Origin of the sequence: Photobacterium sp. SP02, assembly GCF_038519165.1 — a bacterium.
GTDB classification, from domain to species: domain Bacteria; phylum Pseudomonadota; class Gammaproteobacteria; order Enterobacterales; family Vibrionaceae; genus Photobacterium; species Photobacterium halotolerans.
Genome location: NZ_JASJOJ010000022.1, coordinates 1 through 15,129 on the forward strand (window position 1 = coordinate 1; position 15,129 = coordinate 15,129).

The 15,129-nt window shown below is 53.1% G+C and carries 11 protein-coding genes; 10 read left to right on the forward strand and 1 reads right to left on the reverse strand.

Annotated elements, in window-relative coordinates; translation table 11 throughout:
* The 10 genes from P0Y67_RS11330 to purF form a co-directional block, all read left to right on the forward strand.
* Positions 1–722 (forward strand): beta-ketoacyl synthase N-terminal-like domain-containing protein (locus tag P0Y67_RS11330; RefSeq protein WP_342391949.1); only part of this gene is annotated, 722 nt, incomplete at its 5' end.
* A 267-nt stretch (positions 723–989) separates the two neighbouring features.
* The gene (locus P0Y67_RS11335; protein ID WP_342391950.1) at positions 990–2,156 is read left to right on the forward strand and encodes a 4-phosphoerythronate dehydrogenase; all 1,167 of its coding nucleotides are present in this window, start codon (positions 990–992) and stop codon (positions 2,154–2,156) included.
* A complete protein-coding gene (locus P0Y67_RS11340) occupies positions 2,153–3,166 on the forward strand; it encodes an aspartate-semialdehyde dehydrogenase (RefSeq protein WP_342391951.1) in 1,014 nt (337 codons plus the stop codon). The genes P0Y67_RS11335 and P0Y67_RS11340 overlap by 4 nt, the downstream gene beginning before the upstream one ends.
* Before the next feature lie 289 nt (positions 3,167–3,455).
* Complete coding sequence (locus tag P0Y67_RS11345; RefSeq protein WP_342391952.1) at positions 3,456–8,030, forward strand: FimV/HubP family polar landmark protein; 4,575 nt, start codon at positions 3,456–3,458, stop codon at positions 8,028–8,030.
* Positions 8,031–8,161: 131 nt separating this feature from the next.
* A complete protein-coding gene (gene truA, locus P0Y67_RS11350) occupies positions 8,162–8,941 on the forward strand; it encodes a tRNA pseudouridine(38-40) synthase TruA (protein WP_342391953.1) in 780 nt (259 codons plus the stop codon).
* A 280-nt stretch (positions 8,942–9,221) separates the two neighbouring features.
* Positions 9,222–10,163 (forward strand): acetyl-CoA carboxylase, carboxyltransferase subunit beta, encoded by a 942-nt coding sequence (gene accD / locus P0Y67_RS11355; RefSeq protein WP_342391954.1) that lies wholly within the window; start codon positions 9,222–9,224, stop codon positions 10,161–10,163.
* 202 nt (positions 10,164–10,365) lie between these two features.
* Positions 10,366–11,649, forward strand: a complete 1,284-nt coding sequence (gene folC / locus P0Y67_RS11360) for a bifunctional tetrahydrofolate synthase/dihydrofolate synthase (RefSeq protein ID WP_342391955.1) — start codon at positions 10,366–10,368, stop codon at positions 11,647–11,649.
* A 2-nt stretch (positions 11,650–11,651) separates the two neighbouring features.
* A complete protein-coding gene (locus tag P0Y67_RS11365; protein ID WP_342391956.1) occupies positions 11,652–12,212 on the forward strand; it encodes an SPOR domain-containing protein in 561 nt (186 codons plus the stop codon).
* A gap of 64 nt (positions 12,213–12,276) precedes the next feature.
* Entirely contained in the window at positions 12,277–12,768 is a 492-nt protein-coding gene (cvpA, locus tag P0Y67_RS11370; protein ID WP_027252861.1) for a colicin V production protein, read from the forward strand.
* A 103-nt stretch (positions 12,769–12,871) separates the two neighbouring features.
* On the forward strand, positions 12,872–14,389 hold the full coding sequence (purF, locus tag P0Y67_RS11375) for an amidophosphoribosyltransferase (RefSeq protein WP_337114050.1): 1,518 nt from the start codon (positions 12,872–12,874) through the stop codon (positions 14,387–14,389).
* Between the two features lie 99 nt (positions 14,390–14,488).
* Here the strand turns inward: purF and P0Y67_RS11380 are convergent, their stop codons facing one another.
* Entirely contained in the window at positions 14,489–15,088 is a 600-nt protein-coding gene (locus tag P0Y67_RS11380) for a Yip1 family protein (RefSeq protein WP_161444961.1), read from the reverse strand.
* Positions 15,089–15,129 lie beyond the last annotated feature (41 nt).

The following is a 15,129-nucleotide window of genomic DNA, read 5'->3' on the forward strand; positions in this document are numbered from 1 at the left end:
GAACAGCAGACTCAGCACAAGTATCAGGCTTTTCATGCATCTTCTCCGTTGCGTGCCAGCCGTCTGGCGGTGAAGAACTGGACTGGTCACTGACCATGATGTTCGATGCCATGGGCGCGCTGTCGACCAAGTACAATGACGATCCATCAAAAGCATCACGTACCTATGATGCCGACCGTGACGGTTTTGTGATTTCCGGCGGCGGCGGCATGGTTGTCGTGGAAGAGCTGGAGCATGCTCTGGCACGCGGCGCGAAAATTTACGGTGAAATCGTCGGTTATGGCGCGACATCAGATGGCTACGACATGGTTGCCCCTTCTGGTGAAGGCGCAGTGCGTTGTATGAAGATGGCAATGCAGGATCTGGATGCACCTATCGACTACATCAATACACACGGCACCTCAACGCCTGTGGGTGATGTGAAAGAACTGGGTGCCATTCAGGAGCTGTTCGGTCAGAACAGCCCGGCGATTTCGGCCACCAAAGCCATGACAGGTCACGCCCTGGGTGCTGCCGGTGTTCACGAAGCCATTTACTCCACGCTGATGCTGGACAATGACTTCATTGCCCCGAGCATTAACATTGATAATCTGGACCCGGCTGCTGAAGGTCTGGACATTGTGCGTGAAACCCGTGAAGCCAAGCTGAAGACAGTGATGTCGAACTCGTTTGGTTTCGGCGGCACCAACGCGACGCTGGTGATCAAGAAATACGAAGCTTGATAAGCCGGCATACAGATGATGCTCCATGCAGAGTCTGTAGCCCCTGATTTCCAGGCCGGCGCGATACTCGGGGTTTCCTGTATCGCGCCAGTATTCAGACGCGGCACTTATCAAGTGTTCTTCCCCATCCTGGATGTTTAACCCGGTATTGATACCGGGTTTTTTTGTTGCTGCAGAATGGCCAGTTGGTCTGAGCTTTTCTTGACATCAGCCGAATTTTTCCCATGCTAGTCCGCAATTGATTCGCGCTACTTTTTCGGAGCCCCAATGAAAATCCTTGTAGATGAAAACATGCCCTATGCGGTTGAACTGTTCGGTCGTTTAGGTGAGGTTATCGCCAAACCAGGCCGCACACTGACAGCCGATGATCTGGTTGATATTGATGGCCTCATGATACGTTCAGTCACCAAAGTGAATGCCGATTTACTGGCAAAAGCCGACAAGCTGCGTTTCGTTGGCACGGCAACCGCCGGTCAGGACCATATTGATCAGGCCGCGGTAGAAGCGAAGGGGATTGCCTACACAGCCGCGCCGGGCTGTAACAAGGTCGGGGTGGCTGAATATGTGCTAAGCAGCCTGATGGTGCTGGGCCAGCAGCAGGGATTTTCGGTTTTCGACAAAACGGTAGGGATTGTCGGGGCCGGCAATGTCGGCTCGTACCTGGCAGGTTGTCTGGATGCCTTAGGTATCCGCTATTTGCTCAATGATCCCATTAAAGAAGCGCAAGGTGATCCGCGGCAGTTTGCTTCACTGGACACTCTGATTAAGGAGTGCGATGTCATTACCCTGCACACACCGCTGACAAAGCAGGGGGATTACCCGACCCATCATCTGGCGGATCAGGCGTTTCTTTCCCGCCTGAAAGACGGGGCGATTTTGATCAATGCCGCCCGGGGCCCCATTGTTGACAGTCAGGCACTGAAACATGCCCTGCAGCAGTCGCAATCCGGCCAGGGTAAAGCACTGACGGCGGTACTGGATGTGTTTGAGCATGAGCCTTTGGTTGATCGCGAGCTATTGCCTTTGCTGGCATTTGCCACCCCCCATGTGGCAGGTTACGGCCTGGAAGGCAAAGCCCGCGGCACGACTATGATTTTCAATAGCTTCTGCGAATTTCTTGGCCGCGACGACAGAGTAGAAGCGGCAGAATTGTTACCGGTTGCGCCTGTGCCTTTGGTACAACTGAGCAGGGAGTGGGATGAAGACACGCTCTTCACCTTGATTCAGTTAATCTATGATGTCAGAAAGGATGACGCCCTCTTTCGCCGTAAGATGCAGGCGGTCGATGATGCCGCTATGGCGTCAGAATTCGATAAGATGCGAAAAAATTACTGGGATCGACGCGAATACAGTGCGGTCACAGTAGAAGGTCAGGGGCATTTTGGGTTAGAGTCGCTGGCTAAATTAGGTTTTACTGTTGAGGAAACACCATGAGTCAGGAATTTGATATTGCCATTCTCGGAGCCACCGGTGCCGTTGGGGAAGCCATGGTTGAGGTGCTGGAGGAGCGTAATTTTCCTGTCCGTAACCTGTATCTGCTCGCCTCCGAGCGCGGTGCGGGCAAGACGCTGCGATTCAAGGGTAAAAGTGCCCGCGTGACCAATGTCGAAGACTTCGACTGGACGCAGGTGCAGCTGGCGTTGTTTTCTGCCGGTTCTGAGGCCTCTGAACATTGGGCGCCGATTGCCGCCGACGCGGGTGTGGTGGTGATTGATAATACCTCATGCTTCCGCTACGACCCTGAAATCCCACTGGTTGTGCCGGAAGTGAACCCGGAAGCGCTGGCCGATTTTCGTAATCGCAACATAGTGGCTAACCCGAACTGTTCGACGATTCAGATGCTGGTGGCCCTGAAGCCGATTCATGATGCTTATGGCATCGACCGGATTAACGTGGCGACTTACCAGTCTGTTTCAGGCTCGGGTAAGAGTGGCGTGAATGAACTGGCGGGCCAGACGTCCAAGCTGCTGAACGGTTTGCCGGTGGAAAACAAAGTCTACTCTAAGCAGATTGCCTTTAACTGCCTGCCGCAAATCGATGAGTTCATGGATAACGGCTACACCAAAGAAGAAATGAAAATGGTGTGGGAAACCCAGAAAATTCTGGGGGATGCCAATATCCGCGTGAACCCGACTTGTGTTCGTGTGCCGGTCTTCTACGGTCATGCGGAAGCTGTGCATGTGGAAACCTGCCAGCCTGTGATCATGGAAGAAGTGATCAGCCTGCTGGAAAATGCCGATGGCATCGAAGTGTTCCACGGCAGCGAGTACCCGACTCAGGTGGTGGACGCTATCGGCAAAAACCATGTCATGGTCGGCCGTATCCGGGAAGACATCAGTCACCCTTGTGGTCTGAATATGTGGGTGGTGGCGGATAACGTCCGTAAAGGCGCGGCGACCAACAGCGTGCAGATTGCAGAGAAACTGATCCAGGAATACCTGTAAGACACAAAGCGAGTTGTTCCGGCCACCAAGCGGCCGGATACACCCGACGATTCAAAGGCGTGCGAATGGGCACGCCTTTGAATTCCTTTAGCCAATTTCTTGATCTTCACAGTAAAAGCCGGGCATGGTGATTGACATCAAGCCATGGCAGGCAACAATCACTTTTAATGTTCACAAACGCCTGTCGTTTTGCATTTACGCTCAAGTATTCTGGCTACAGGCCGAAGAATTCCTAGTTTACTATCTCTGCCAGAGAGGACAGCAGGCAGTGTCTGACTCATCAAATAAAATGAAACGTGCCATCTTACCGGTCGTCATCGCATCGGCGGCTTTGCAGCTCCCTGTCGCCGTACAAGCGAACACTGTTCGAATCATGGGGCCGACTGACCAGGTTGCTGAGCCCGCACAACCGCCGGCGCCTGCGGTGTCACCCGCGCCATCGCCCCGACCCGCTGTGACTCAGCCTCGCGCGGCCACACCGCGTCCGGCAACGTCTCCCGGTAACCGTACAGTGGGTATTTACGGCCCGACAGGCGAAAACGAAACCTTATGGTCCATTGCGTCACGGTATAAGCCCAATGACAGCGTTTCTATTTATCAGGTCCTCGGGGCAATTTTCCGTGCTAATCCCAATGCCTTCACCGACAGCAACATTCATGGCCTGATCCCGGGCAGCCGCCTGAGAATGCCGACCATGGCTCAGATTCAGGCGGAAAATGCCGATCAGATACGCAATCGCGTAGAAACTGATCTTCAGCGCCGTGAGCAGTCGCGTGCGCGTACGGGCAGTACGCCCGGAAGTAATAATAGCCGTCCGGCCTCTGCATCAGCAGGGACTCCGGGGACAGGCTCGGCTTCTGCACCCAGATCGGCGCCAGCACCGAAACCGGCCGTACCTGCGCCACAGGTTCAGGCTCCTTCAGTGGCTGCCAGCACGCCAGTGCGTCCAGCCGCATCTCCCGTGTCACCCGCCGCGCCAGCTGCGGGGGTTGCCGCTGCTGCCAGTACGGCGAATGGTGAGCTTTCGCCTGCGCTTCAGGAGCAGCTTGGCATCTCAGATGAAGAGCTGACCAAATTACGCGAAAGCAATCAGCTGCTTCGCGTGCGTCTGTCTGAAATGCAGCATGAAATTGGTGCGCTGAAAGAACAACTGGCGGGCGACGAAGAGCTGCGTGGGGAAATTCAGTCCTTCATTGCCCAGCAAAAGGCGCAGCAAGGCCAGCTTGACGCGCCGCTGGCCGAACAACCGCCAGTCCACTGGCTGGATAAACTGGTTGCAAACCCGTGGGCACTGGCCGGTGCCGCTTTGATTCCCGGCAGTCTGATTGCAGGCTTACTGGCCTTTTTCGTTGGCCGGCGCCGTAAAGAGGAAGATACCGCTCCCCCTGTTGCCGAGGTAAGCAAAGAAGCGCCTCAGCCAATTGTTGCTGATTTGGACGATGATGAGCCGCATCTGGGGCTGGACAGTGAAGACAGCAGTCTTGATGATCTGTTTGATGATAAGACGCCGCAGGATAATCCGATCTTCTCGGACAATCTGTTTGATGATAACGATGCAGAGCTTGATGAGCTGGATCTGACGGACGGGCTGGATGACGCCTTTGGCAATGAATTGCCAAAGAGTGATATCTCGGTTAAGAACAAGGATCAGGCCATAGGTCTCCAGGATATGGAGCGCGCACTGGACCAGATTGATCAGGCGCCGCCGCAGGAGAAAGAAGACAGCCTCAGTGGCATTTGGGACAAGCCTTTCAGCGCCCAGGATAATGAAGAAACGGACTTTGATCTTGCTGTTGGTTTACTCGATGACGAGGACGCGTTGCCGGCAAAGCCCGTTGAGGACAAGCGCGATGACGATCTGTTCGATGCCTTTGCCGACAGTGAACTGACAGGTAATAAAGCCGACAGTATTGAGCTTGGCATGCTGGATCAGGATATCCTGAATGAACTGATGCAGGATTTTGAACGTGAAGGTGATGTGCAAAATGAGCCCGCCAGCCCTGCGGTTAACAATGTCCAGGCTGACAGCAACCGTGATGACAGCAACCGTGATGACAGTGCGCAGGATGACAGTGCGGAAGAGGATTGGGGACTGGACGATCTCAATACCGACTTTAACCTGGATGCCAGCAGCACAGAATTGCTGGACGAGCTGATTGATGATCAGGACAGTGATGCTGACAGCGACTTTGAACTGGATGAAAACAGTACGGCCCTGCTGGACGAGCTGCTGGATGAAGATAACCCCAACGAGCAGATCGATCCTGAGCTGGATGCTGAAGAAAACACAGAAGAAGACAAAGATGTTTTCGATGAGCTGCTGACACTGGATGAGGAAGATCCTCAGGAAGAGGACACAGTCAGCGCGGATGACATCGACGATCTGATTTTTTCTGAAAAAAAAACCGTCGATGAGCACTTAAGTGAGCTGGATGACACTGAGGCACAGAGCGAGCCGTCAGAGGAATACCCTCTGGGCATGGCCGATGTTGGTGACTCAGTTTCAGATAGCACTGAGACCCAAGATGCTGATCTTGATGATGCAGACGCTGGAATTTCTGATGCTGATTTTTCTGAAGCTGATAAGTCCGAAGCTGAGAAAGCGATCGCCGCAGCGTCATCTGCTGCAGCCCAGACAGCAGCTGATGAACCAGAAGCAGTCGCTCAATCTGAGTCAGAGCCGGTATCGGAGCCAGTACCTGAGCCGGAAACGACAGCCAGCCAGGATGCGATGTCCGCTCCAGCGGATCCGCAGCAGGATGATATTGATAGCCTGCTGAGTGACATTCAGAATGATGACTCAGTCGTGATGGGATCTGACAGCGCGGATTCGGCCCCGGACGATAATATCGAGGCCGAGGATTCAGACGCTGTGGATGCACCGGTTTCATACAGCGAAGCGCCGGCAACTGAGTTTGACGATACTGAAGCAGAAGCTGAAGCACAACCACAACCAGAAGCTGATCCGGAGAAAAGCCTGTCTGCTGAGCAAGATGCAGATGCAGAAGCGAGTGAGCAGGACGTTGCGGAACACGCTGCGCCTGCTGCCCAGATTGCGGCGGCTGAGTCTGCTCAGGCGTTACCCGACACTGAGCCGGCTGAAGATCACGATACCGAATCCGTGCAATGGCATCACGACAGTGATGAAGCCTGCCAGTTGATCGAGCAGAACCGGTATCTGAAATCGGAGCTGGCTGAGAATGCGGCCGATGAAGCGCCGGTTAAGACACAGGAGCAGGTTAAGACACAAGATCAGGCCGCTGAACCTCTGTCTGCGGCAAGCGAACTGGCGCAAGCGCCTGCCCCGACGCCGGATGCAGCGGTGGAACAGCCCGAAGCAACACTCGATCCTGCCTGGGATGAGGCCGTTGCCGGACGTCAGGAACCTGTGTTCAACCTGGAGGAATTTCCGGAGTTCGACGAAGAAGCTGCGCTGCTCGACCCGGAAGCTGTCTCGTGGGAAGACGATGAGGATGACAAAGATTGGTCTGATGACGATGCCCAGGCTGCACTCAACAGAGTATCGGAGCAGCTACAGCTGGCTGCGCAGGCTGCTGAGCGTCACGGTGAGCTGACTGAGACAGAATCAGAACCGGCGCAGGCAGTAGCGGGACAAGATGCGCCTTCATTGCAAGATGTTTCTTCTTCGCAACAGGCTTCTTCCGGGCATGAGACTGCCGGGCAAGCCGTGCCTATGCATGGCAAACCTCAGTACGAATATGCGGTGATTGATCCGGCGAGCTTGCCTGAGTTTGATGAAGATGATGCATTGAATGCCTCGTTTGAAGAGCAGATGGAGCTGGAGCAGTATGAGCAGGAACTGAAGCACGGCGATGACATACCGACTGCCCAACCACAACCACAACCACAACCACAACCACAACCACAGGCACCGTCGCAGCCAGGACCTGAGCTGAATGAGCCCTGGAGCGATGAACTGATCGACTCCGCAGGCTTGGATATGGCGGCGCTGCTGGCAGAACCTGAACTTGAACTGCCAACGATGCAGGCGTTTGATGCGTTTCAATCCGATGAAACACTGCCTTCAATGCACACCGAAGACAGTGCGGAAACTGAGCCGGCGGCGCATTCTGAATGGCCTGAGCTGACGGGCGACAATCGCCAGACAGAGAATAGCCACACAGACAATGATCGGTCAGACAATGGCAATATCCCGTCAGACAGCAGCCCGCCAGCCGGTGAGCATGGGGTTGAGCTGACTGATCTTGCACTCTCTGATCATGTGTTGCCTGATGCCGACGTTCCGGCTGAGCCTGAATCCTTGCCAGAGTCAGAACCTGAACTCAGAGCAGAACAAGGCAATCCCGACGAGTTCGAGCATGAGCAGTGGCTGTTACATGAAAGTGTGCCGCTGTCCGAGCTGGATGATCAGGAGCTTTCCCCGGAGGAAAGCGCCATCTGGGGAGCGGATAACCCTGAACCTGAACTGGAAAGTGAGGACTGGGGTGAGCAACCGCCGTTATCTGAACAGGCTGACGATCCTGTGGACGGCGCAGATACTCAGGCCGACAGCCAGCTGATTGCCTCGGCAAGTGATAACGAGCCTTACATCAGCATTGATGAACTGATGAAAGAGCTGGAAGGGGAATCGGATCCTGAACTGGATTCAGCACCGCTCAAGCTGGATGTGGGGCTGGATGAGTTCCCGGATGTGTTAGCTGGCATAGGCGATATTGATGTCGACGGTGCGGGTGAGTACGCCAGCAAACTCGATTTGGCCAAAGCCTATCTGGAAATGAATGACACTGACGGGGCATACTTTTTGCTGGACGATGTGGCTGAAAACGGTGATGGCGATGTCAGCCGTGAAGCCGCGAATCTGTTATTAAAGATGGATCGCTGATCATTTCATCAGACTGAACAGGAAGTCCGCTTATGCGGACTTCTTTTCTTTTGGCGCTTTTTTTATAATCCCTGCTTTCGCTTTGCTGGCGAATGCGCTGGCAGGGTTTTCAGATAAGTAAGAGTGCAGACATGCGAATTGCCTTAGGAATTGAGTACGACGGGAGCCGCTATTTTGGTTGGCAGCGTCAGCGTGAAGTGGACAGTGTGCAGGGCAGGCTGGAAAAAGCGCTGAGCAAGATTGCCAACCAGACCATAGAGGTACAATGCGCCGGTCGTACCGATGCCGGTGTGCACGGTACCGGGCAAGTGGTGCACTTTGATTGTGATACCCCGCGCAAGCTGGTGGCCTGGACGATGGGAACCAACGCCCATTTGCCCAAAGACATCGCAGTACGCTGGGCAAAGGAAGTGCCGGATGAGTTCCATGCCCGTTTCAGCGCCACCGCCAGACGTTATCGCTATGTCATTTACAATCATGCGCTGCGGCCTGCTATCCTTGGTTCGGGTATCAGCCATTATCACGGTGAACTGGACGCTGAAAAAATGCATCAGGCCGGACAGTACCTGCTGGGCGAGAATGACTTTACCTCATTCCGGGCGGTGTTTTGCCAGTCCCGCAGCCCGTGGCGTAATGTGATGCACCTGAATGTCACCCGGCAGGGTCATTACGTCATCATAGATATCAAGGCCAATGCCTTTGTTCATCATATGGTGCGTAATATCACAGGCAGCCTGATTAAAGTGGGGCGGGGCGAAGAAAAACCTGAATGGATTCAGTGGCTACTGGCAAAGAAAGATCGTACTTTAGCTGGCGCGACCGCAAAAGCGGAAGGTTTGTATCTGGTTGAAGTGGATTATCCTGAGGTCTATGATTTGCCAGATGTTCCGGCTGGACCGCTCTTTTTGTAAGCGGGCGGCCTGTTTTGACAGGCTATTGCATGCCGGGCTGGTTGCCTTGCAGGCAAGGTCTGCAGAAGTTGAGTGAAATCTGAGCGGTAACGGTTCAGTCGTGCGTTAACTGGTCGGTCAAGTTTCTTGAGCTAAGATCCCGTTAACACGCTATTTCCTCAAGGTACAACCAGTTTTTTATCTACACTTAGACGAGTTTGTGTTTTAATTCCGGACTTGAAATTATCGAATTGATTATCCCTTGCCACAGGGCGGGGGAGATGTAAATGAAAGGTCATTCATGAGCTGGCTTGAAAAGATCCTCACAAAAAGCAACATTGTAACGTCTCGTAAAGCATCTATCCCTGAAGGGGTATGGACGAAATGTACCTCTTGTGAACAGGTACTTTATTACGCTGATCTTGAGCGCAATCTGGAAGTTTGCCCAAAGTGTGATCACCACATGCGAATGAAAGCCCGTCGCCGCCTGGAAACCTTCCTCGATGAAGAAGGCCAGGTGGAGATTGCTGCGGAGCTGGAGCCTAAAGATCACCTCAAATTCCGTGACTCGAAAAAATACAAAGACCGTATCGCGGCAGCCCAGAAAGCCAGCGGTGAGAAAGATGCGCTGGTAGCCATGAAAGGAACACTGTTGCAGCAGCCTGTGGTTGCCTGTGCCTTTGAATTCTCCTTCATGGGCGGCTCTATGGGTTCGGTTGTCGGTGCCAAGTTTGTGCGCGCGGTTGATGAAGCCATTGCCAATAACTGCGGTCTGGTGTGTTTCTCGGCCAGCGGCGGTGCCCGTATGCAGGAAGCACTGATGTCTCTGATGCAAATGGCGAAAACCAGTGCGGCGCTGGAGCGTTTGTCGGCGAAAGGCCTGCCTTTCTTCTCTGTGCTGACAGACCCGACTATGGGCGGTGTCTCTGCCAGTCTGGCCATGTTGGGTGATATCAACATCGGTGAGCCTAAAGCGCTGATTGGCTTTGCCGGACAGCGGGTGATTGAGCAGACCGTGCGCGAGAAATTACCTGAAGGGTTCCAGCGCAGTGAGTTTCTGCTGGAGCATGGCGCGATTGATATGATTGTTGACCGCCGCGAAATGCGTCAGCGTATTGGCGGCCTGCTGGCCAAGATGATGAATGCCGAGTCCCCGCTTGTGGTGCCTGTCGAAAGGGAACCTCAGGTATCGGCGGACGTAGAAGCTGACAGCGATACCGAGTCTGCGCAAGACAAAGCTTAAAGCGAAAAACGCCTGGTTGAATACCGGGCGTTTTTTTGGCGCAGACAAATGTCAGGCTAAAGTGAAAATCGGTCTGCCAGTCAGGCAAATATCGTTATTGTTCCACATTTCCTTTCTTCGTTTGGCTCTCAACCGTTAAATTCTGCGTACTTCATGCTACATTAAGCGACATCATCTTAATTACATTAGTTAGTACTGTTACATGTCTGATACCTCTGCAACGCCGCAATCTGTTCCTTCGGCTACTTCACCGCTAAATGACTGGCTGCTTTATCTGGAAAATCTTCACACCAGTGCCATCGATCTGGGGCTGGATCGTGTGCAGGCCGTGGGTGAGCGGGCCGGATTACGCAAACCGGCACCGACTGTGATTACTGTTGCGGGTACCAATGGTAAAGGGTCGACCTGCGCCATTCTTGAAGCCATCCTGCTGCAGGCGGGATACAGCGTGGGTGTGTACAGCTCACCGCATTTGGTGCGCTATAACGAGCGGGTGCGCATTAATGGTCAGGAGCTGGATGACAGCGAACACAGCCAGGCGTTTGCGGCGGTAGAATCATACCGGCAGGACACCAGCCTGAGCCTGTTTGAATTCGGTACACTGGCTGCGCTCAACCTCTTTAAAACCCATCAGGTGGACGTTGTGGTGTTGGAAGTGGGACTGGGTGGCCGTCTGGATGCGACCAATATCGTGGATCACGATGTCTCGGTTATCACCAGTCTGGCCATTGATCATGTGGACTGGCTGGGCAGCGACATTGAAGTGATTGGCTATGAGAAAGCCGGTATTTTCCGTGCCGAGAAGCCAGCTGTCTGTGGCCAGCCCAATCCGCCGGCTTCGGTGGCCGCGCATGCTGACAGTATTGGTGCTGAGTTGTATCAGGTGGGTTATCAGTATACCTACGAGCAGACAGGAGAGACCTGGAACTGGAAGTGCGGCGCATTCGACATGGAACAGCTGCCTCTGCCTGCTTTACCTTTGCCGAATGCGGCCACTGCGCTGATGGCACTCGGCGTCGCTGATCTGGAGATCAGTGATCAGCACATAGTGTCCGGTTTAGCCAAAGTGCGCCTTGCCGGCCGGATGGAAACGGTAGCGGATAATCCGCTGATCTTGCTTGATGTGGCCCATAATCCGCATTCGGCAAATTATCTGGCCCGTCAGCTTAAGGCACTGAAGAATATCCGCCCGGTGGGCAAGATTCACGGCGTGGTGGGTATGCTGCGTGATAAAGATATCCCATCAACCCTGATTGAAATGAAGACGGTCGTGGATGCCTGGTATCCGGCCTCACTCAAGGGGCCTCGCGCCGCGTCTGCCCGGGAAATTGCTGAGCATCTGACGTTTCAGGGCGAGCTGTATACTGCACCTGAGCTCGCGTATCAGGCGGCATTAATGATGGCGCAACCTGAAGATGTCGTGATTGTCTTTGGTTCGTTTTACACAGTGGGCGAAGTGTCCAGCTACATTAAGACACAGGAGTAAGTGTGGCGAGTAAATTTCAGAGTCGCCTGGTCGGAACTATCGTACTGGTCGCAATCGGTGTGATTTTCCTGCCCGATTTTTTTGATGGCAAAAAGCAGCACTTTCAGGAGCAGTTTGCCAGTATTCCTTTGCAGCCTCAGACCGGGAATGAAGGCAGCGTGACTGCCATTCCGCAACCCGTGGATGCGGAAACCGAATTACCGCCTATGCCAGTGACTGAGCAAATTGCCGGAGAACCGGCATTACCCGAGTCGGTATCCGAGCCTGTTAACGTCAAGCCGCAACCTGCCGGTGAACCGCAGCCTGGCAACACGGACAGTGGCTGGGTGATACAGCTGGGGGTATTCCGTAATTTTGAGAATGCGCATCAGCTGGTTGAGAAACTCAGAAGCAAAGGCTATCAGGCGCACGTTCTGCCAAAACAGCTGAAACCAGGTGATTTGGCCCGTGTTGTCGTCGGACCCGAGATCGACAAAGATAAACTGTCAGGGAAAGCAGACGATTTGCGTAAACTTACCGGGCTGAACGGGCAATTGCTCAGATTTAACCCACTCAACCCTTAGGTAAACGTTTGCGTTCTGATTTTTTCTGTTAGAATACGCGCCAACAACAAGAATTAAGTAGAAGATGATCTGGATTGATTATGTCATTTTAGGGGTGATTGCCTTTTCTTCACTGGTCAGTTTGATCCGTGGTTTTGTGAAGGAAGCGCTGTCGCTGGTGATTTGGTTTGCGGCATTTTTTGTCGCCAGCAATTTTTACAAAGAACTGGCGGTGTATTTCACCAATATTCAGGATGAGCTCATACGAAATGGCAGTGCTATCGCGGTATTGTTTATTGCCACACTGATTGTGGGAGCGGTAGTGAATTACGTGATCGGACAACTGGTGCAAAAAACCGGTTTGTCCGGTACCGATAGGGTGCTGGGTATCGTATTTGGTGCCCTTCGCGGTGTGCTTATCATTGCCGCTGTGCTGTTTTTTCTGGATGCCTTTACCGGTTTTGCTGACGCAGAATGGTGGCAGGCGTCGCAGTTAATCCCGCAGTTTGGCGTGGTAATTGAGTGGTTTTTCTCTTACCTGAAAGAGAGTTCCAGTTTTCTTCCCGGCGCGTTATAGCGCCGGATTTATATTAATTGCATTGAGTAACCGTATGGGTACAACAAACTAACGTATTGTTACTCAATGCAATTATTGATGATCCATGACGAGGATTTAGGACATGTGTGGTATTGTCGGAATCGTGGGAAACACCCCGGTTAACCAGTCTATTTATGATGCACTGACCGTGCTGCAGCACCGTGGCCAGGATGCTGCCGGTATTGTTACCCTGGAAAGCAATCGTTTCCGTCTGCGCAAGGCCAATGGTCTGGTGCGTGACGTATTCGAAGCAAAACACATGCAGCGTCTGCAGGGGACTGTCGGGCTTGGGCACGTTCGCTACCCTACCGCGGGCAGCTCTAGTGCTTCAGAAGCTCAGCCTTTTTATGTGAACTCCCCTTACGGTATTTCACTGGCGCACAATGGTAACCTGACCAACGCCGCGGATATCAGAGATTCGCTCTTTGAGCAGGCTCGCCGTCATGTTAACACCTCTTCCGACTCGGAAATTCTGTTGAACGTTCTGGCCCATCAGCTGGAAGGTGCAACCAACTACCCACTGACTTCCAATGACATCTTTGCGGCAATTCGCGCTGTGCATAAAGCAGTGCGCGGTGCCTATGCCGTTGTGGCTATGGTCATCGGACATGGCCTGATGGCATTCCGCGACCCGCACGGCATTCGCCCTCTGTGCCTGGGTAAGCGCGAAGTGGAAGGGAAAGTCGAGTACATGGTTGCCTCTGAATCGGTGGCACTGGACGCAGTGGGCTTTGATTTCATGCGTGATGTTGCACCGGGTGAAGCTGTCTATATCACTTTTGACGGTCAGCTGTTCACTGAGCAGTGTGCGGAGAATCCGGCTCTGAACCCATGTGTGTTCGAGTTCGTGTATTTTGCCCGTCCTGACTCTTTCATTGATAAGATTTCAGTGTACAGCGCTCGCCTGAATATGGGTAAGAAGCTGGGTGAGAAGATCAAGCGCGAGTGGGATGATCTGGATATTGATGTGGTTATCCCGATTCCGGAAACCTCTTGCGACAGTGCGCTGGAAATTGCCCGTACGCTGGATAAACCTTACCGTCAGGGCTTCGTGAAGAACCGCTATGTCGGCCGTACCTTTATCATGCCGGGTCAGCAGCTGCGCCGTAAGTCGGTACGCCGTAAACTGAATGCGATCAGCTCAGAATTCAAGGGTAAAAGTGTCCTCCTGATTGATGATTCGATTGTACGCGGCACCACCTCTGAGCAAATCATTGAAATGGCGCGCGAAGCGGGTGCCAAAAAAGTCTATCTGGCTTCTGCGGCGCCGGAAATTCGCTTCCCTAACGTATACGGCATTGATATGCCAAGCGCGAATGAACTGATTGCTCATGGTCGTGAAGTGGATGAAATCTGCAAGATGATCGGTGCAGACGGTCTGATTTTCCAGGACTTGCAGGATCTGGTGGACGCGGTTGCAGAAGGCAACCCTGACATTAAACTGTTTGAAACCTCCGTCTTTAATGGCAACTATGTCACGGGCGATGTGAACCAGCAGTATTTAGAGTACCTGGAAACGCTGCGCAGCGAAGATGCCAAAACGCAGCGTGAAATTCAGCAGGAGCTGGCAAACCTGGAACTGTATAATGAAGGCGTGTAACGTCATTCATTGTCAGTACCAGAGCGTCTGAACACAAAAAGGCAAGCTCATTGAGCTTGCCTTTTTAATGCGTGTTTAGTGCGTGGAAGTCGGGACAGGTTAGTGACTGAACTGTGGGCCTAATCCCATGTTCCACAGGATGACAGAGCCGGCAATGATGGAAACCAGCAGCACCAGGCCACAGGTCACAATCGAGCTGGCATAGATAAAGCCGCGCTCTTCCGGAATGTGCATCAGAATAGGGACACCTGTGTATAGCAGGTACACTGAGTAGGTGATGCCGACCAGTCCGGCCATCATCAGAAACCACAACTGAGGGTACAAGGCGGCGATGCTGATCATAAACAGCGGCGTTGCTGTGTAAGCCGCCAATTCAAGCGCTTGGGTATAGGTCGGCGTTGAGCCAAAGGTATGGCTCATCCAGTATGTCAGGTAGGCAAGTGCAAATACCCCGCCAATCAGGGCAAAGTACATGGCAACAGACATGAACAGCGCACTGGACGGCGTCAGGTAAATCGGGTCAACAGCCCCGACACGCCAGCCAATAAACACACTGGAAATGTAGGCAAAAATCGGTGGAAGCAAGGCGATCAGCATAATGTGGCTCAGGCTGCTTTGCATCCCCTCATGCTGCTCATCAATGTTGTGCCACTCTTTTTTGGGATGAGTGTAAAGCCCGAATAAATGTCCCAGAATCATAACCTATCCTCGTTATCTAGGGTGCAAATCGCACAACGTAT